At 66.0% G+C, this 17,742-nt stretch carries 20 protein-coding genes; 12 read left to right on the forward strand and 8 right to left on the reverse strand.

Annotated features, from left to right (window positions below):
- The first annotated feature begins 40 nt into the window (after positions 1-40).
- Positions 41-1,816 (forward strand): DEAD/DEAH box helicase, encoded by a 1,776-nt coding sequence (locus GFS60_RS28570; protein ID WP_374432495.1) that lies wholly within the window; start codon positions 41-43, stop codon positions 1,814-1,816.
- Between the two features lie 103 nt (positions 1,817-1,919).
- Here GFS60_RS28570 and GFS60_RS28575 read toward each other — a convergent pair whose 3' ends face one another.
- Entirely contained in the window at positions 1,920-2,114 is a 195-nt protein-coding gene (locus GFS60_RS28575; protein WP_005240831.1) for a DUF7455 domain-containing protein, read from the reverse strand.
- A gap of 263 nt (positions 2,115-2,377) precedes the next feature.
- Here GFS60_RS28575 and GFS60_RS28580 point away from each other — a divergent pair, with 263 nt between their 5' ends.
- The 4 genes from GFS60_RS28580 (at position 2,378) to GFS60_RS28595 (ending at position 5,145) form a co-directional block, all read left to right on the forward strand.
- The gene (locus GFS60_RS28580) at positions 2,378-2,731 is read left to right on the forward strand and encodes a DUF952 domain-containing protein (protein ID WP_159926369.1); all 354 of its coding nucleotides are present in this window, start codon (positions 2,378-2,380) and stop codon (positions 2,729-2,731) included.
- 85 nt (positions 2,732-2,816) lie between these two features.
- The gene (locus GFS60_RS28585; RefSeq protein WP_109330669.1) at positions 2,817-3,299 is read left to right on the forward strand and encodes a cation:proton antiporter regulatory subunit; all 483 of its coding nucleotides are present in this window, start codon (positions 2,817-2,819) and stop codon (positions 3,297-3,299) included.
- Positions 3,300-3,306: 7 nt separating this feature from the next.
- The gene (locus GFS60_RS28590) at positions 3,307-4,479 is read left to right on the forward strand and encodes a cation:proton antiporter (protein ID WP_159926370.1); all 1,173 of its coding nucleotides are present in this window, start codon (positions 3,307-3,309) and stop codon (positions 4,477-4,479) included.
- Positions 4,480-4,767: 288 nt separating this feature from the next.
- Complete coding sequence (locus tag GFS60_RS28595; RefSeq protein WP_236603308.1) at positions 4,768-5,145, forward strand: Ig-like domain-containing protein; 378 nt, start codon at positions 4,768-4,770, stop codon at positions 5,143-5,145.
- Positions 5,146-5,276: 131 nt separating this feature from the next.
- Here the strand turns inward: GFS60_RS28595 and GFS60_RS28600 are convergent, their stop codons facing one another.
- Complete coding sequence (locus GFS60_RS28600; RefSeq protein WP_159926372.1) at positions 5,277-6,653, reverse strand: RNA polymerase sigma factor; 1,377 nt, start codon at positions 6,651-6,653, stop codon at positions 5,277-5,279.
- Between the two features lie 121 nt (positions 6,654-6,774).
- Positions 6,775-7,527, reverse strand: a complete 753-nt coding sequence (ppgK, locus tag GFS60_RS28605) for a polyphosphate--glucose phosphotransferase (protein ID WP_159926373.1) — start codon at positions 7,525-7,527, stop codon at positions 6,775-6,777.
- Positions 7,528-7,683: 156 nt separating this feature from the next.
- On the opposite strand from ppgK, the gene GFS60_RS28610 reads away from it, so the two are divergent.
- Complete coding sequence (locus tag GFS60_RS28610) at positions 7,684-8,583, forward strand: inositol monophosphatase family protein (protein ID WP_159926375.1); 900 nt, start codon at positions 7,684-7,686, stop codon at positions 8,581-8,583.
- An 11-nt stretch (positions 8,584-8,594) separates the two neighbouring features.
- Here GFS60_RS28610 and cei read toward each other — a convergent pair whose 3' ends face one another.
- Entirely contained in the window at positions 8,595-9,284 is a 690-nt protein-coding gene (gene cei, locus GFS60_RS28615; RefSeq protein WP_159926377.1) for an envelope integrity protein Cei, read from the reverse strand.
- Positions 9,285-9,763: 479 nt separating this feature from the next.
- Here cei and GFS60_RS28620 point away from each other — a divergent pair, with 479 nt between their 5' ends.
- On the forward strand, positions 9,764-10,066 hold the full coding sequence (locus tag GFS60_RS28620) for a DUF4193 domain-containing protein (protein ID WP_109330657.1): 303 nt from the start codon (positions 9,764-9,766) through the stop codon (positions 10,064-10,066).
- A gap of 144 nt (positions 10,067-10,210) precedes the next feature.
- Here GFS60_RS28620 and GFS60_RS28625 read toward each other — a convergent pair whose 3' ends face one another.
- Positions 10,211-10,726 (reverse strand): DUF3093 domain-containing protein, encoded by a 516-nt coding sequence (locus GFS60_RS28625; protein ID WP_159926379.1) that lies wholly within the window; start codon positions 10,724-10,726, stop codon positions 10,211-10,213.
- 35 nt (positions 10,727-10,761) lie between these two features.
- Between GFS60_RS28625 and dut the strand changes: the two genes are divergently transcribed.
- Entirely contained in the window at positions 10,762-11,283 is a 522-nt protein-coding gene (gene dut / locus GFS60_RS28630) for a dUTP diphosphatase (protein ID WP_201453471.1), read from the forward strand.
- Between the two features lie 2 nt (positions 11,284-11,285).
- Complete coding sequence (locus tag GFS60_RS28635) at positions 11,286-12,140, forward strand: DUF3710 domain-containing protein (RefSeq protein ID WP_159926381.1); 855 nt, start codon at positions 11,286-11,288, stop codon at positions 12,138-12,140.
- Positions 12,141-12,145: 5 nt separating this feature from the next.
- On the opposite strand, the gene GFS60_RS28640 is transcribed toward GFS60_RS28635, so the two are convergent.
- Entirely contained in the window at positions 12,146-12,859 is a 714-nt protein-coding gene (locus tag GFS60_RS28640; RefSeq protein ID WP_159926383.1) for an alpha/beta fold hydrolase, read from the reverse strand.
- Positions 12,860-12,995: 136 nt separating this feature from the next.
- On the opposite strand from GFS60_RS28640, the gene GFS60_RS28645 reads away from it, so the two are divergent.
- Both GFS60_RS28645 and GFS60_RS28650 read left to right on the forward strand, forming a co-directional pair.
- Complete coding sequence (locus tag GFS60_RS28645; protein WP_109330649.1) at positions 12,996-13,373, forward strand: OB-fold nucleic acid binding domain-containing protein; 378 nt, start codon at positions 12,996-12,998, stop codon at positions 13,371-13,373.
- Between the two features lie 28 nt (positions 13,374-13,401).
- Complete coding sequence (locus tag GFS60_RS28650) at positions 13,402-14,163, forward strand: DUF3159 domain-containing protein (RefSeq protein ID WP_159926385.1); 762 nt, start codon at positions 13,402-13,404, stop codon at positions 14,161-14,163.
- A gap of 38 nt (positions 14,164-14,201) precedes the next feature.
- On the opposite strand, the gene GFS60_RS28655 is transcribed toward GFS60_RS28650, so the two are convergent.
- Both GFS60_RS28655 and GFS60_RS28660 read right to left on the reverse strand, forming a co-directional pair.
- The gene (locus GFS60_RS28655) at positions 14,202-14,861 is read right to left on the reverse strand and encodes a potassium channel family protein (protein WP_159926387.1); all 660 of its coding nucleotides are present in this window, start codon (positions 14,859-14,861) and stop codon (positions 14,202-14,204) included.
- Positions 14,862-14,908: 47 nt separating this feature from the next.
- Positions 14,909-15,574 (reverse strand): potassium channel family protein, encoded by a 666-nt coding sequence (locus tag GFS60_RS28660; protein ID WP_109330643.1) that lies wholly within the window; start codon positions 15,572-15,574, stop codon positions 14,909-14,911.
- 163 nt (positions 15,575-15,737) lie between these two features.
- Here GFS60_RS28660 and GFS60_RS28665 point away from each other — a divergent pair, with 163 nt between their 5' ends.
- Entirely contained in the window at positions 15,738-17,732 is a 1,995-nt protein-coding gene (locus GFS60_RS28665; protein WP_159926389.1) for an APC family permease, read from the forward strand.
- Positions 17,733-17,742 lie beyond the last annotated feature (10 nt).

Here is a 17,742-nt window from a genome sequence, read left to right on the forward strand (position 1 = left end):
GGAGTGCAGCAAACAGTGCCATGTCAGCGGAGGGCCGTCAGTGAGTGCTGAGACCGTAGGTCCCGGGGCGGCGCAGATAGTGGGCACCGAGGCATATCTCGCTCAGACCGAACCAGCTCGACCGGCGGCGGGGTCACTGCGCGCTTGGCAGCGTCGTGCCCTGGCCAAATACCTGTCCACCGGTCCGCGCGATTTCCTCGCTGTCGCAACACCGGGTGCCGGTAAGACGACGTTCGCGCTACGGGTGGCGTCGGAACTGCTGCGAGACCGCACGGTCGACCAGGTGACGGTGGTCGCGCCCACCGAACACCTCAAACACCAGTGGGCCGAGTCGGCAACCCGTAACGGGATCGCCCTGGACTCGTACTTCTCCAACTCGACCGGGCAGACCTCGAGTGATTACCAGGGTGTGGTGGTCACCTACGCGCAGGTGGCTTCCCACCCGTTCAAGCACCGGGTGCGCACCGAGAGCCGGCGCACGCTGGTGATCCTCGACGAGATCCACCACGGCGGTGACGCGAAGAGCTGGGGAGATGCGATCCGTGAGGCGTTCGGTGATGCCACGCGCCGCCTTGCGCTGACCGGAACGCCCTTTCGAAGCGACGACAGCGCGATTCCCTTCGTCACGTACGAACCCGACCGAGAAGGGCTTCTCCGGTCGAAGGCCGATCACTCGTACGGATATTCCGATGCGCTCGCCGACGGAGTCGTCCGGCCGGTGGTGTTCCTCGCATATTCCGGTGAGGCCCGGTGGCGGAACAACGCGGGCGAGGAATTCTCGGCTCGACTGGGCGAGCCCCTCAGCGCGGAACAGACTGCGCGTGCCTGGCGCACCGCGCTCGACCCTGCCGGTGACTGGATTCCGGCTGTGCTGCACGCCGCCGACACCCGGCTCGGACAGCTACGTGCGGGTGGCATGCCCGACGCGGGCGGACTCGTCATCGCCACCGATCAGACGGTTGCGCGCGCGTATGCCCAGACGTTGACGGCCGTGACCGGCGAAGAACCGGTCGTCGTGCTCTCGGACGACCCGACGGCCTCCAAACGGATCGCGGAATTCGGCGCAAGCACCCAAAAATGGATGGTCGCCGTCCGCATGGTGTCCGAGGGTGTCGACGTTCCCCGCTTGGCCGTCGGCGTCTACGCCACCAGTGCGTCAACCCCGCTTTATTTCGCGCAGGCGATCGGACGGTTCGTGCGGTCGCGGCGCAAGGGTGAGACCGCCAGCGTCTTCCTTCCGTCGGTGCCGGTTCTCCTCGACCTTGCCAGCCAGCTCGAGGCGCAGCGAGATCACGTACTGGGTAAGCCGCATCGGGAGAAGGAAGGGTTCGACGACGACCTCCTCGCCGACGCGAACAAGCAGAAGGACGAGCTCGGGGAGGACGAGAAGGCGTTCACCTCGATCGGCGCCGACGCGGAACTCGATCAGGTGATCTACGACGGTTCGTCCTTCGGGACGGCGACCTTCTCCGGGTCGGACGAGGAGGCGGATTACCTGGGATTGCCGGGGCTGCTCGACGCCGAGCAGATGCGTGCGCTACTTCGTCAACGCCAGCAGGAGCAGATCAGCAAGCCGGAGGCCCCGCCCGTCGTTCCGCCACCGGTCCCGCAGGTCGCCGAGCGGGTGGCAGCAGCGGGGCAGCTCGCCCAGCTCCGGCGCGAGTTGAACAGTCTCGTCGCCATGCACCACCACAGGACCGGCAAGCCCCACGGCACCATTCACGGGGAACTGCGCCGCGTCTGTGGTGGACCGCCGACGGCCATTGCCACCGTCGAGCAGCTGACCGATCGGATCGCCACCCTGCGCCAGTGGTAGCTCGTGCAAAAGTGGTGACACAGAAGAGACCGGCGAGTGCAGGCACTCGCCGGTCTCTCGGTCTGAAGAGGTGAGCCTGGGACGGGTCACCCGGGCTGACGTATCAGATTGCAGCTTCGGCTTCGGACACGATCGTGGCGTTCATCTCGCGAAGACGGTCTGCGTGCTCGTTGGCGTGGTGACCGCAGAAGAGCAACTCTCCTCCGGTCGGAAGTACCGCGCGAACGCGGGCTCCCGCACCGCACCGGTCGCACCGGTCGGCTGCGGTCAACGGGGGGCTGGTCAGTGTTCCGGGCATGACTCCTCCGTACTGGCTTTCGACTGGTGCCGAGTGCCTGGGGCCTTGGTCCGCCGCGTCGGGGTGGCGCGGTGGATCTACTCTGTCAGACGTTTGCGGTTTACGCGTTGTTCCCGTAGGCGTTTCTCAGTGTTGCATCACACACGAAACAGCTCGGAAACCTGCGCTACACCCCGTGACGAGGGCGAATATGAACAGACTTCGCGGTATGAGTTCGCTGACAGCTGATTCGCCCTCCCGCGTCGGAACGCTATTCTCGCCGAGTGAATTCGGAACAGCCGCTCGTGCACATCTGTAGCCGCGACGAGTGGAATGAGGCGCTCGGAAGCGGCCGACGGGTACCGGAGTCGTTCGGCGCCGACGGATTCATTCATCTGTCGACGCCGGCGCAGGTGCACCTGCCGGCCAACCGGCTCTTCGCGGGGCGCTCGGATCTGGTGATTCTGTGGCTCGATCCGGCCGCTCTCGGCTCGCCGGTGCTCTGGGAGCCCGGTGTGCCGACCGACCCGTCCTCGATGCTCTTTCCCCACCTCTACGGGCCACTGCCGTTGGCTGCGGTCACCTCGGTCGAGGACTACCGTCCCGGCTCCGACGGCCGGTTTCCCGCTCTGATGTGACGGAACCGAAAGGCCGCGCGGGTCGCCGAACACCCTCTCGCGCGCCCGACACCGCCGTGTCGCCCCGCGGGACTACCGTGGAGGCATGAACGTAGAAGTGACGCCTCTACCCGGAATCGGCGTACGCAAAGACTTCGTACTCGCCTCCGGTCGTCGTATCGGTGTCGTCAGCCATCGTGACGGTCGCACAGACCTGATCGTGTCGAAACAGGACGACCCCGACGCGTGCGCCGCGTCCCTGCCGTTGAGTACCGAGGAGGCGGCGGTCCTCAGTAATCTGCTGGGTGCGCCGCAACTGGTGGCCCAATTGGAAGAGGAGCACCGCGACCTCCCCGGAATCCGCACCAAGCAGCTCTACATCAAGGAAGATTCCCGGTTCGACGGGCGTCCGCTCGGGGACACGGCGATGCGTACCCGCACCGGGGTCTCGATCGTCGCGGTGATGCGGGCGGGCGAGGTGTACCCGTCGCCGAAGCCGGATTTCATGCTCACGTCAGGCGACCTTCTGGTTACCGTCGGAACCACAGAGGGACTGGACGCAGCGGCCAAGCTCCTGGCCAACGGCTGACAGTCCCGTGAACACCACCACGCTCGCGCTCATCGAACTGGGCGCGGTGTTCTTCGCGCTCGGGCTTCTCGGCCGCCTCGCCGCACGATTCGGCATGTCGCCGATCCCGTTCTACCTGCTGGGCGGGCTGTGCTTCGGCAGTGGCGGCTTCGTCCAGCTCGGAGACATCAGTGAATTCAGCCATATCGCCAGTGAGATCGGTGTCGTACTGCTCCTGCTGCTTCTCGGCCTCGAATACACGGCCTCGGAGCTCGTCACCGGTTTACGCAGATCGTGGATGGCCGGTGTCGTCGATCTGGTTCTGAACGCCGCGCCGGGCGCGGCCGTCGCGTTTTTCCTCGGCTGGGGGACCACCGGGGCGGTGGTGCTGGGCGGCGTCACCTACATCTCGTCCTCCGGCATCATCGCAAAGGTCCTCACCGATCTCGGCCGCCTCGGCAACCGGGAAACTCCGGTCGTGCTGTCCATCCTGGTGTTCGAGGACCTCGCGATGGCCGTCTACCTTCCGATCCTCACCGCGTTGCTCGCCGGGGTCAGTATCGCCGGTGGCCTCGAGGCAGTCGGCATCTCGCTGATAGTGATTTCGGTCGTCCTGGTGATCGCCCTGCGGTACGGACGCTACGTCTCCGCTGTGCTGGACAGCCCGGACAGTGAGACGTTGTTGTTGAAGTTGCTCGGCGCAGCCCTTCTGATCGCCGGGATCAGTTCGGCGATGCAGGTGTCGGCCGCGGTGGGGGCCTTCCTGCTGGGGATCGCGATTTCCGGTTCGACCGCGCACAACGCGAGCCGTGTCCTCGAACCCCTCCGCGATCTCTTCGCCGCCATGTTCTTTGTCGTGTTTGGTCTCAATACGGATCCGACGGCAATTCCCCCGGTCCTCGGCTGGGCCGTCCTGCTGGCGGTCACCACAGCGCTCACCAAGATGATCACCGGTGCGTGGGCGGCCAAGCAACAGGGTGTCGGCCGCCTGGGCCGCGCCAGGGCAGGGGTGGCGCTGATCGCGCGGGGGGAATTCTCGATCGTCATCGCCGGACTCGCCGTGGCGGCCGGCGCAGTCGAAAGCCAACTCGTCGCCCTCGCCACGGCCTACGTTCTCCTGATGGCGGTCATCGGACCCATCGCGGCGCGGGTGGTCGAACCCGTCGCCGAAGCGTGGCTGCGAGTGCGCGCGAGCGCCTGAAGGGCCGACACCGGTCCCTACGGTGCCGACCGCCGCTTCCCGTCCCTTCGACACGACGATGCCGCGGAATCGGAAGTCCGGGGCGGTCGGTTTGGGATTGATGGGTAATACCGCCCACGAGTAACGTCAGATCTAGCGGCCCGGGCGGTCGCGAAACTTTCAGTGCGTGGTCGTCCGCTTCGCGTCTCACCCACAAGCGCGAATCGAAGGAGTACGGCCATGAGCACGCTCGCGAGTCCAAGGACCGGTTCGGCACCACGCCGAGTGGCACCACGGTTGAGATCCGCGATGTTCACGCTAGGAGCCGCTGCCACGGCGATGGTCCTCGCGGCCACACCCGCCGCTGCGGTTGCGACCACGACCACGGTGGCCGTACAGGGCGTCGCCGCGACCACGTGTCAGGTCACGCTGACCGCGACGGTTGCGCCCCCGCCCATGGGTGGCACCGTGCAGTTCAAGGACGGCAATGTGGCGATCGGTGCCGCAGCGGCGGTCGCGGCGAACGGCACCGCCAGCATCAACCACACTTTCAATACAGCGGGTGCGCATGTCATCACCGCCAAATTCAGCGGAGTCACCGGTTTCGACGCCTCAATGTCTGCGAACGTGACCGTCAACGTCGGAATGGGACTGAATCTCGGCTCGATCTGCCTGCCAATCGGCTGACCGCATATTTTCGACGGACTCGGTCTCCACTACAGGTTGGCCTCGGCGCGCCTCTCCAGACCCTCCTGGGGTCAACATAAGTGGCCTGACCCGCAAATTCGCAGGTCAGGCCACCTTATGCCGAGATTCGTCTAGTCCAGGTAGTCGCGCAGCACCTGGGACCGGGACGGGTGCCGCAGCTTCGACATCGTCTTGGATTCGATCTGACGGATGCGCTCGCGCGTGACGCCGTACACCTGTCCGATCTCGTCGAGCGTGCGCGGCTGCCCGTCGGTGAGTCCGAACCGGAGGCGGACGACACCTGCTTCGCGCTCGGACAGCGTCTCGAGTACCGACTGCAGCTGGTCCTGCAACAACGTGAACGACACGGCGTCGACGGCCACGACAGCTTCGGAGTCCTCGATGAAGTCACCGAGCTGGCTGTCGCCCTCGTCGCCGATGGTCTGGTCGAGGGAGATGGGCTCACGGGCGTACTGCTGGATTTCCAGCACCTTCTCCGGCGTGATGTCCATTTCCTTCGCGAGCTCTTCGGGAGTGGGTTCGCGACCCAGGTCCTGGAGCAGTTCACGCTGGATGCGGCCGAGCTTGTTGATGACCTCGACCATGTGCACCGGGATACGGATGGTGCGTGCTTGGTCAGCCATGGCGCGGGTGATGGCCTGTCGGATCCACCACGTTGCGTAGGTCGAGAACTTGTAGCCCTTGGTGTAGTCGAACTTCTCGACTGCACGGATGAGGCCCAGGTTGCCTTCCTGGATGAGGTCGAGGAAAGCCATGCCGCGGCCGGTGTAGCGCTTGGCCAACGACACCACGAGGCGAAGGTTCGCCTCGAGCAGGTGATTTTTGGCGCGGTTGCCGTCACGGCAGATCCAGCTCATGTCGCGACGCTGGGCGGCGGGAAGCTTCTCGCCCGCGTCGGCGAGCTCCTGCATGATCTGCGTGGCGTACAAGCCCGCCTCGATCCGCTTGGCGAGTTCCACCTCCTCCTCGGCGTTCAGGAGGGCGACCTTGCCGATCTGCTTGAGGTAGGCACGGACCGAGTCGGCCGAGGCCGTCAGTTCGGCGTCCTTGCGGGCCTGCCGGAGCGCCTCCGACTCTTCCTCGTCCCACACGAAGTCGCCGGATGCCTTGTCCTTGTCGGACGGCTCTTCGGCTTCGTCCTCCTCGCCGACTGCAACGACCTCGACGACATCGGACTCGACCTCCGCGAGGTCGCCCTCGGTGATGTCGATGTCCTCGATGTCCGCGACATCCTCGTCGGGGCCGTCCTCACCGTCGCCGGCCTTGCCGGACGTGGCCTTCTTGCCGCCCGCCTTCTTTGCTGCTGCCTTCTTCGCAGGAGCCTTCTTTGCCGCCGCTTTCTTGGCGGGAGCCTTCTTGGCCGGAGCCTTTTTCGCGGGAGCTTCCTCGACTGCCGAAGCAGTTCCGTCGGCGGCCTGTGCGACTGGTGCTTCCGGTCCTGACTCTGAAGTCGAATCAGCAGTCTGACGTGTATCGGTGGCTGCCACGTACGCCCTTTCGTGACGGTGTCGTGCGGCGTCACGCCAGAGTGGTCATCCGGCGGAGAGGTCTACTGGTTTTGCCGGCGCGCAGCCGGGCTCTTCCATTGTAACGACCTATCCGAAACAGTTACGGAGCGATGCCCGTTTCGGCCGCCAGAGCAGCACCGACGATGCCCGCCGAGTTCAGGAGCGCAGCAGGTACGACGGTGGTCCGGTTGGTGAGATGCGGAATCCACTTCTCGTGTTTGCGGCTGATTCCGCCCCCGGCGATGAACAGATCCGGCCACAGCAGGTCCTCGAAGCGGGTGAGCACCCGGGACACCTCCACCGCCCACTCCTTGTAGGAGAGATCCTTGTCGTCCTTGACCGAGGACGCTGCACGATGCTCGGCTTCCTTCCCGTCCACTTCCATGTGCCCGAACTCGGTGTTGGGAAGCAGGACGCCGTTGTGGAGGATCGCCGATCCGATCCCCGTACCGAAGGTGAGGAGGATGATGACCCCCTTGGCGTCCCTGCCGGCGCCGAGGGCGTCCTCGGCAATCCCGGCGGCGTCGGCGTCGTTGAGGACGGTGACGCTCCGTCCGCCGAGCGCCTCGCTGAACAGTGCACGGGCGTCCGTACCGATCCACTTCTTGTCGATGTTCGCCGCGGACCGGGCGACGCCGCCGGTGACGACGCTCGGCAAGGCGATCCCCACCGGCCCGTCCCACGACGCCTGACGAACGATTTCGGCGACGGTGTCGGCGACAGCCTCCGGTGTGGACGGTTGTGGAGTGAGAATCTTGATGCGATCCCCGACCAGCTTGCCGGTCTCGAGGTCCACCACACCGCCCTTGACGCCACTGCCTCCGACGTCGACGCCGAACCCGGTCCTGGTCATCGCGTGTACTCCTCCGTGTCGACTGTGGCGTGCTCGGAAACGCTGCTGCTGATCGTCACACTAATGGGTCGTGCCGAGTTGGGTGGTGGTTGACCCGGAGGCTCATCGAGCCTCCAGCGGTGGTGGGAGGCAGGGGAAGTGTGATCCGATGGGTCTGTGCACGCACCCCAGAGTCGAGACACTGTCCGAGGCCACACCGCCCCCGATCCCCAGCATCTCCGCGAGGTTGCCGTGGCGGTTGCGCAGGAGGCCGCAGCTCATGTCCGCACGCGGCGGCCCGAGGTGTTCGGGATCGTCGGGAGCCGACTCGGTTCCGGCGAGTCGGTGGCGTCGAAGAGTAGTCCGACCGATCCGGTGACGGTGGTCGACACCGAAGCTGAACTCGTCATCCGGGAGCGCCTCGCGCAGTGGCGTCCGGACGATGCGATCCTCGGGGAAGAAGGTGGGGGAGAGGGGGATTCGCTCGACGGCGTGCGGTGGGTGGTGGATCCGATCGATGGCACGGTGAACTTCTTGTACGGCGTACCGGCCTACGCCGTGTCGGTGGCGGCGCAGATCGACGGGGTCTCGGTCGCCGGGGCGGTCGTCGACGTGGCGGCGCAGTCGACCTACTCCGCCGCGTCGGGCCGCGGTGCCACGATGACCGATGTGGACGGCCGCGTGAGCGAATTACGCTGCAACCCTGTCCGCGAGCTGTCGATGACTCTGCTCGCCACAGGATTCGGATACGGCGCAGGCAGGCGCGCCGTACAGGGCGCACTGATCGGCGACATTCTGCCGCGCGTGCGGGACATTCGACGCATCGGCTCAGCGGCCCTCGACCTGTGCATGGTCGCTGCGGGCCGGGTGGATGCCCACTTCGAACACGGTTTGAGCCCCTGGGACTGGGCCGCCGGATCGCTGATCGCCGCGGAGGCGGGCGCCCGCGTACGCGTCCCGTCACCGCACACCTCCAGCGCCGACGGGGAGATCACCGTCGCTGCCGCCCCCGGCATCGCCGACGCCCTCGACGCATTGTTCGCGGAGGTCGGGTGCGACCGGCCCATCCCGGAGTAACGGCCGCGGGATCAGCAGCGGGCGGTGCGAGCGGCCTTCAGCAGGTCGATGTCGAGTGGGGCGGGCTGCGTTCCCGGAGGAGGATCCTTCAGGGACCGCAACACCTCCTCGGCGTCGGTGTTCGGTGAGATCTTCCGGAAGTAGGTGCCGAGCGCGAAATCGACGGTGTCGTCGGTGCGTGCATCCTGGATCAGTTCCGCGCACGGTGCCACCAGCCAGACGGCGCTCGCGGCAGCGAGACCCTGGGGACCGAACCGCAGCTGCCCCTGGCACTGCATGTTCTGGTCGAGGTAGATCGGGTCGTTGCCGGCTTGCACGTCGGGTGCGCTCGCGAATCCGTAGTCGCTCAGCTGGGCGGCGACCTGGGCTGCCTGGCCGTGCTCACCGTTCGCGTTGAACACCCGCACCTTCGTGGCGGACAGGGCGGCCGGCTCGACGTCCCGGAGCATCGACGGGTCTACCTTCTCGCCGAGAGTCTGTTGCGGCGGTGCCCCCGGATCCGCCGGTTGCGACGCCGCCCCAGGAGCGTTGCAATCCACGGTGGTGGCGAGGTTTTCGTCCTCGCCCAGAATTCCCGCCCACACCACCGCGCCGAGTAGGGCGAGAACCGCGAACACCACGAGAATGGGCAACGCTCGCCGTCGCCGGAACGGACGACCGTTCTCGTCGCGCGAACTGCCTTCGGTGATCAGTGAAACCACAGTGTGCCTCGACCTCTCCTACGAACAGCGCTGGCTACGTCCACCCCGTACAGCGCATCGATACAGGGCCCGGCCACACGATGTGGCGCAGGTTCGGCACCTACCTTAGATCCCACCAGTGTCATATCTCCGTACCCGTCCCTGTTGTCGAATGTCACAGCTTGCTGTGGGGTTGGTGACGATTAGCAGACAATTTGCGCGATCCGTTGATTCGGTTACGACTTTTGTACTCCCTTCGGCTACTGTCTGGCGGCCCCAGTCGTTAAATGCACGTACGACGAGGGCGGACAGAAGAGACGAAGTGAGGCGCACATCATGTCCCCGGGAGCTGGATCCGGGCACGTGGGCGGCCGCTGCAACGTTGTGCAGCCGCGGGTGTGATCTGCGCCGAGGCGGTTTTCGTGTGGACGATCGACCGACTTCCGTTCGACGGGCCCCGCGAGGCCGGGATACATGAAAGAAGATGAGGGGAAGACGACATGGCAACTGACTACGACGCACCGCGGCGAACGGAGTCCGACGAGGTTTCGGAGGATTCGCTGGAGGAGCTCAAGGCGCGACGCAACGAGGCTCAGTCGGCTGTTGTCGACGTAGACGAATCCGACACCGCGGAATCGTTCGAACTTCCGGGCGCCGACCTGTCCGGCGAGGAACTCTCGGTGCGGGTCATCCCCAAGCAGGCCGACGAGTTCACTTGTTCGAGCTGCTTCCTCGTGCACCACCGCAGCCGCCTCGCCACCGATGCAGGCGGAGTGCTCGTGTGCAGGGACTGCGCAGCCTGACGTACGAGCGCATGCGACGGACGGTGGAATACCACCGTCCGTTTTATGTGCCCGGGGACTGATCCGTCTCATGTGCCCGGGGACTGATCCGTCCGATCTGTCTGCGGAGCGGACCGTGCCGGTACCGCCGGTACAGGACCCGGTTCAGTGTCCCTCGGGGCGCACACGATCGAGTGCGGCCAGCAATTCGGCCGGCCGTCGGGTGCTGATCAACCAGTACGGAGTCGGATCCTCGGGATCGTCCAGGACGATCAGCACCATCGTCTTCACCCACACCCGGTGCTGCACGAAGGCGGCCGGGTCGAGCTGCCGTCCGAGTGCTGCGCTCTTCGCGGTGGCCGGAACCTCGGCAACCCGCGCGATGACATCGACCGGCAGGTGAGCCTGTCCGACCCGGAGGTGGAAGCCGTCCGCCTCGTCGACGAGTTCGACTCTCGTTCTGCTGAGCCACACCATTCCCCAGATCGGGAGGGGAAGTAGCAGGATATAGGGCAACCAGGCACGAAGGCCGGGCGCACCCATGTGTACCTCCGCAGCCAGCAGTCCGGCGACGAAGAGACCCGCGATCCACCACCACACGGGTACCCAGAGGCGTTCCGAGTACAGCGTCGGCGAGGTGTGGTCGGTGGGCGCGGCTTCGGGCCTGGACGTTTCTGACACGCCACCAGGATAGTCGCTGCCTACGAGTAGGCTCGGTGCACGTGAGCGACCTATCTCCCGGCCTTCCTCTCGGAGGAACTGCAGCCCTTCCCCCCGTTGCCCTCCAGCGGTTGGATCCAGCCATTCCGGTACCGCGACGCGCGCACGACGGCGACGCCGGTGTCGACCTGTGCAGCACTTCCGATCTCACCCTCGAACCGGGTCAGCGCGCCCTCGTCGGTACCGGCATCGCGATCGCCCTGCCCTTGGGCACCGTCGGGCTGATTCACCCCCGGTCCGGTCTGGCCGCGAAGTCGGGACTGTCGGTGGTCAACACGCCCGGCACCATCGACGCCGGATACCGCGGCGAGATCAAGGTCTGCCTGATCAACCATGATCGTGAGACACCGATCGAGATCCGCCGCGGCGACCGCATCGCACAGCTGCTGGTTCAGCGTGTGGAATTGGTGTCCTTCGTCGAGGTGGAGTCGCTCGACGACACCACCCGCGGCACCGACGGACACGGGTCGAGCGGAGGCCATGCCAGCCTCGTCGGCAACGCCAGAGAAGGAGCGTGATCATGTTCGGACGCCGCAAGAAGAACGAATCCGAGGAGGACCGTCCCGGTTTCTTCGACGACACCGACGCGGCAATCCCCGCTGACGACTACGACGATGCCGAGGGTGACTACGACGCGATCAGCGACGTGGACGGCGGCCCCTACGACGCCGACGACCTCGAATCGGACGCCGACCTCACGGTGGGCGAGGTGGGGACCCGGCTCGATCTCGGGTCGGTGCTCGTCCCGATGCCTCAGGGCGCTCAGTTGCAGGTCGAGATGGCGCCCGACGGTTCTCCGCAGGCTGTTCATCTGGTCACCCAGCTCGGACGGATCACGGTCGCGGCGTACGCCGCACCCAAGTCACCCGGCCAGTGGCGGGAAGTGGCCGGCGACCTCGCCGAGTCCCTGAGGGGTGACAACGCCTCCGTCAGCATCGAGAACGGGCCGTGGGGACGTGAGGTCTTCGCCGTGACGCCCAACGCAGACCTTCGCTTCATCGGAGTGGACGGTTACCGGTGGATGGTGCGGTGCGTCGTCGCCGGTCCCAGTGGCGGAAACACGGCCGACTCCGACCTCGTCGCCACAGCCCGGGCCATTCTGCGGGACACCGTGGTCAAGCGGGGAACCGAACCGCACCCGGTCCGGACCCCGCTCCCGGTCGTCCTGCCGCAGGCTCTCGCCCAGCAACTCGCGGCGGCCCACCAGCAGCAGCAGCTGGCTCAGCAGCAAGCCGCCGCCCAGCCTGCTCCGCAGCAATCCGGTGCGCAGCCCGCAACAGCTCCCGCGCAACCCCAGGAAGGGCAGCCGGCACCGGCTCCGCCACCACAACGGCGCGGCGAGTCCGGCTCCGCGATGCAGCAGCTGGGCCGCTGACGCACTCAGGGCCGGCGCAGCACCGAGTCCAGCCCGCGCAGGCTCGCGTATCCGAGTACCGCCGGGTCCACGCCGATGTCGTCGAGTGACACGGTTACCAAGCCCGCGTGCGGTAGCAGAGCGGCCCACGTTCGGGCCACCTCGATCGGGTGAACGGCGTCGTCGGTGGCCGCGGCAATGCCTACTGGCACGTCGATCCGTTCGAGATCGTCCTCTGCGGGACCGTGGTACCGCGACGCCTCGTCCAGGGCAGCCGGAAGATGCGGCCACTGCGATCGCCACGACTTCGCCAGTGCGCGGCCGAGCCAGGGCGGACTGGATGCGACCATCTCGGCTGTCACCCGTTCGAGGCCGTCCGCGCGTAGTCGGGTCGCCGTAAACCGTGCGCTCGCAGCCGCGGGCGCATCCTCGGCCGTTCCGGTCCAGGCCGGGAGAGCCGCCAGCACACCGGCCGTGTGTTCGTGGTGGGTCGCAGCCCACTGCAGCGCAACCGCGGCGCCGATGGAGACTCCACCGACCAGAATCGGTTCACCGGCCGCGGCGGCGGTGTTCAGTGCGTCCACGTAGCTTCCGACGACCCTCCGGGGGTCCGGGTCGACGGCCAGTGTGCGAACTCCGCGCCGGGCAAGTGGCTCCGTAAAGGCCCGTGCGACGAAGTCCGCGTCGGATCCCGTTCCTGGCAGGACCACGGCCGTGCGTGGCCGGTATGTCGAAGGCATGAGGTGATCTTGCCTGGTCCGTCGTGATGCCACTGTGGTCGTGTGGTTGCCGCGAAGCATTGGGTCTACAGTGGCGATTACACAGCCCTACGAGCGGCGCGAAGATCTCGCGCCGCACATGCTCCAGGAGCGCGCAATGGCACCCGCCACGGCAGGATATTTTCGTCGGCTCACTCGCAGGCTCACCGAAGACCTCGATCAGCTGGACGCCGAGGAAATGGCCGAGACGTCTCAGGCGTCCGGCGCGCAGCGGGCCTGCGACTGCAGCCGCGGCGAGGAAGTAACCATGCTGGGCCGGCTCCGCAGCGTCGAGGCGTGCCCCAAGTCCGGCAATGCCAGCATCGAAGCGGAGTTCTTCGACGGCACCGAACAGGTCAAGCTGGTCTGGATCGGGCGACGCAGGATTCCGGGGATCGAACCCGGTAAAACCCTGTTGGTCCGGGGTCGTGTCGGTGATCGTGACGGCCAGAAGGTGATCTTCAACCCGTATTACGAGTTGCGGGGCGAATCGTAGGTCCCGGTTCGTGTGGCACTCTCGTCGAGTGACCGAAACGAAGCAGCAGTCCGTTCTCGAGCAGCTCGGTGGGTTCAGCGGACTGATCTATTCCACCCTGCCCATTCTCGTCTTCGTGCCGGTCAACGGAGTATGGGGTCTCGGTCCGGCGATCTGGGCCGCCCTGGGGGTTGCCGCGTCGATCCTTGTGTGGCGCATCATTCGCCGCAGTCCCGTCCAACCGGCCATCTCCGGCTTCTTCGGGGTCGGAATTTCTGCCTTCATCGCCTATCGCACCGGTGATGCGAAGGGCTACTTCCTCTTCGGGATCTACACCAGCCTCGCGTACGCGGCGGTGTTTCTCGGCTCGATCCTCGTGCGCTGGCCGATCGTCGGCATCATCTGGGGGTTCCTGAATGGCCACGGGAATCTGTGGCGTCGCCACCGGGGCGCCGTGCGGGCCTATGACGTGGCGACCGGGGCGTGGGCGCTGGTGTTCGGTGCCCGGTACCTCGTGCAGTCCCAGTTGTACGATTCCGACCAGACCGGCTGGCTCGCCGTCGCCCGCATAGCGATGGGGTGGCCGCTCGCCGGATTGGCTCTGCTGGTGACCATCTGGGCCGTGCGGCGCGCCGATCGGATCGTCGAGCCGCGGCCACCGGAGGCCGCCGAGCCCACCGATCATCCGGAGGCGGCCGAGCCCACCGATCATCCGGAGGCGGCCGAGCCCACCGATCATCCGGAGGACGCGGTCATGCCGACCGACGACACGGAGGCGGGTGGACCCCGCGAGGATCCACGGTCGTCGTAGGCGGTCGCCCCGACCGCCTCATCCGCTTCTCCGCGAGCCTACGAGAGGCCGACAGCGGTCCGGAGATCGTCTTCGACGTCGACTCCGGCGACGAAGAGAAGCTCGTCGCCGCCCTCGAGCGGGTCGTCCGGCTGAGGCACGATCACTCGACCACCGCGAAGAATGGTGACCAGCGCTGCGTCACGCGGCAACTGGAGCTTGCGCACGGCTTTGCCTGCAAGTGGGGTGTTGTCGGGCAGCGTGACCTCGACCAGGTTGGCCTGCCCTTGACGGAGGGTCATGAGGCGAACCAGGTCGCCGACCGACACCGCCTCCTCGACGAGTGACGCCAGCATCCGTGGCGTCGACACCGCCACGTCGACGCCCCACGACTCGTCGAACAGCCATTCGTTGCGGGGGTCGTTGACCCGGGCGACGACGCGGCGAACCCCGAACTCGGTTTTGGCGAGCAGACTGAGGACGAGATTCGCCTTGTCGTCGCCGGTGGCAGCGATTACCACTTCGTACGTTTCCAGGGTGGCGGCCTCGAGGCTGCTCAGTTCACAGGCGTCGGCGTGAACCCAGGTGGCCTCGGGTACGGACTCCTGCTCGATGTGTTCGAGCTTGCGCTCGATCAGCATGACGTCGTGTTCGCTGCGCACCAATTCCCGCGCGATGGAGCGTCCTACGGCACCCGCGCCTGCGATTGCGACTCTCATCGGCTGCTTCCGTTCGGGTGTTCGATCGTGAAATTTCTCACTGACACTCAGTTCTCCGAGGGTGGGGGATTGCCCGCGAGAGCGACGGCTTCGGCGACGGTTCCGGACACTGCCGCGATATACACCTGATCGTCAGCCTGGAAGATCGTCTTGCGGTCGGGGAGGATGCCCGTTCCGAAACGGATGATGAAGGCCACCCGTGACGAGGTGGCGGCCTCGAGTTCGGCGATCGGCCTGCCAATCCAGTCCTCGTGGAGCGACAACTCGGTGACGGCAACGGTTCCCGAGGGGTCACGCCATTTGGCCGTCTGGCTGTCACGAGTCAGGGTGTGCAGGAAACGATCCGTCGACCACGGGACCGTCGCTACCGTGGGGATTCCGAGCCGCTCGTAGACGGCGGCGCGCTTCGCGTCGTAGATGCGGGCGACTACGCGCTCGACTCCGAACGTCTCCCGCGCCACACGTGCCGAGATGATGTTGGAGTTGTCGCCGGAAGACACGGCCGCGAACGCCTCGGCCCGTTCGATACCGGACTTCACCAGTACGTCGCGGTCGAAGCCCATCCCGACGACCGTGCGTCCGGGAAAGTCGGGATCGAGTCGCAGAAATGCGGCCGGATCGCGGTCGATGACCGCGACGTCATGTCCGATGCGGGTCAGCGATCCGGCGAGGGACGAGCCGACTCGGCCGCATCCCATGATGACCACATACACCTGTTACTCCGTTCATGGACTTGTGGTGTCACGTCCCGAGCACGTGCATACCGAATCGAACCGTACAGTGCCCAGGCGAAAGAGCAACCGAGACACAGATCGCAATCCGGACACTTCGGTGGGCGACGGTCCAGTTTCTTCGCGGACGGCTTACGCTTTGCCAGTGTCAAAGCTCTCGACCGCCACCAAGCGGCTACTGCTCGGCAGACCCTTCCGGAGCGACAAGCTCGGGCACACGCTGCTTCCCAAAAGAATCGCACTACCGGTCTTCGCGTCCGACGCGATGTCCTCGGTCGCGTACGCGCCTGAGGAAATCTTCCTGGTGCTGTCGGTGGCAGGCATCTCCGCGTACGCGTACACGCCGTGGATCGGACTTGCCGTCGCCGCCGTGATGGCGGTGGTGGTGGCGAGCTATCGGCAGAACGTGCACGCCTATCCGTCGGGCGGCGGCGACTACGAGGTCGCCACGGTCAATCTGGGTCCCACTGCCGGTCTCACCGTGGGCAGCGCGCTGCTGGTCGACTACGTGCTGACCGTCGCGGTGTCCATCTCGTCGGCAGCGTCCAACATCGGCTCGGCTGTGCCGTTCGTGGCTCAGCACAAGGTTCTCTTCGCCGTGGCGGCCATCGTCCTGCTCACCGCGATCAACCTTCGCGGCATCCGCGAATCGGGTACCGCGTTCGCGATTCCGACGTATGCCTTCATCTTCGGCATGGTGCTGATGCTGTCCTGGGGGCTGTTCCGGATCTACGTCCTCGGCGAGGACCTACAGGCGGAATCCGCGGGGTTCGAACTCGCCGCCGAGGACTCCCACCTGTACGGCATCGCCTTCGCCTTCCTCATCGCGCGCGCGTTCTCCTCGGGGTGCGCGGCGCTCACCGGTGTGGAGGCCATCAGCAACGGTGTTCCCGCGTTCCGTAAACCGAAGTCCCGGAATGCGGCCACGACGCTGCTCCTGCTGGGCACGATCGCGATCGTCCTCCTGATGGGCATCATCATCCTGGCGCAGAAGATCGGAATCGTCTACGCACACAATCCCGCTGCACAGTTGATCGGCGCGCCGAGCGGCTACGAGCAGAAGACGCTGATCGCTCAGGTGGCCGAGACGGTCTTCGGCGGATTTCCCATCGGCTTCTACTTCATTGCCATCGTCACGGCGCTCATCCTCGTGCTGGCGGCCAACACGGCATTCAACGGGTTCCCGGTCCTGGGTTCCATCTTGGCGCAGGACAGGTATCTGCCGCGACAGCTGCACACCCGTGGTGACCGGCTCGCCTTCAGCAACGGCATCCTGTTCCTCTCCGGTGCGGCCATTGCGTTCGTCGTCCTCTTCGACGCCGAGGTCACCAAGCTGATCCAGCTCTACATCGTCGGGGTGTTCGTCTCGTTCGTCCTGAGCCAGACCGGGATGATCCGGCACTGGACCCGGCATCTCGCGTCGGAGACCGATCCGCGGCAACGCCGCCGGATGCAGCGTTCGCGGGTGATCAACACGATCGGTCTCACCATGACCGGCGCGGTCCTGATCATCGTGTTGATCACCAAGTTCGCGGCCGGGGCATGGATCGCCATCGTCGCCATGGTGGCCATCTTCGTGGTGATGAAGATGATCCGGAAGCATTACGACAGTGTCACTGCCGAGCTCGAAGAGCAGGAATGGGACGGTGTGCTGCCGAGCCGGACCCACTCGATCGTCCTGGTGTCCAAGCTCCACATGCCGACCATGCGAGCACTCGCATACGCCCGGGCCACTCGCCCCGACACCCTCGAGGCGATCACCGTCAACGTCGACGAACCGGATACGCGGGCGCTGGTGCGGCAGTGGGAGAAGAGTGACATCGCGGTGCCCCTGAAGGTCATCGAATCGCCCTACCGTGAGATCACCAAACCGGTCCTCGACTATGTGCGGCGGGTCCGCAAGGATGCTCCGCGTGACGTCGTCACCGTATTCATTCCCGAGTATGTCGTCGGGCACTGGTGGGAGCAGATCCTGCACAACCAGAGCGCGCTGAGATTGAAGAGCAGGCTGTTGTTCCAACCAGGTGTGATGGTCACCAGCGTTCCCTGGCAGCTGAACTCGTCGGAGAAGGCGAAGACGCTCGGAGTCGAGTACACCGCCGGCGCCACCCGGCGTGGGTACGACCCCGAAGAGAAGTGACGAATGGCAG

It is taken from the genome of Rhodococcus sp. WAY2 (assembly GCF_009859915.1).
GTDB classification, from domain to species: Bacteria; Actinomycetota; Actinomycetes; order Mycobacteriales; family Mycobacteriaceae; genus Rhodococcus_F; species Rhodococcus_F oxybenzonivorans.

Coding starts and splice junctions, on each gene's coding strand:
- GFS60_RS28575 (WP_005240831.1), bottom strand. CDS start 2,114: ATGCCCGGAACACTGACCAGCCCCCCGTTGACCGCAGCCGACCGGTGC.
- GFS60_RS28585 (WP_109330669.1), top strand. CDS start 2,817: ATGAACGTAGAAGTGACGCCTCTACCCGGAATCGGCGTACGCAAAGAC.
- GFS60_RS28595 (WP_236603308.1), top strand. CDS start 4,768: ATGTTCACGCTAGGAGCCGCTGCCACGGCGATGGTCCTCGCGGCCACA.
- ppgK (WP_159926373.1), bottom strand. CDS start 7,527: ATGACCAGGACCGGGTTCGGCGTCGACGTCGGAGGCAGTGGCGTCAAG.
- GFS60_RS28620 (WP_109330657.1), top strand. CDS start 9,764: ATGGCAACTGACTACGACGCACCGCGGCGAACGGAGTCCGACGAGGTT.
- GFS60_RS28635 (WP_159926381.1), top strand. CDS start 11,286: ATGTTCGGACGCCGCAAGAAGAACGAATCCGAGGAGGACCGTCCCGGT.
- GFS60_RS28640 (WP_159926383.1), bottom strand. CDS start 12,859: ATGCCTTCGACATACCGGCCACGCACGGCCGTGGTCCTGCCAGGAACG.
- GFS60_RS28645 (WP_109330649.1), top strand. CDS start 12,996: ATGGCACCCGCCACGGCAGGATATTTTCGTCGGCTCACTCGCAGGCTC.
- GFS60_RS28655 (WP_159926387.1), bottom strand. CDS start 14,861: ATGAGAGTCGCAATCGCAGGCGCGGGTGCCGTAGGACGCTCCATCGCG.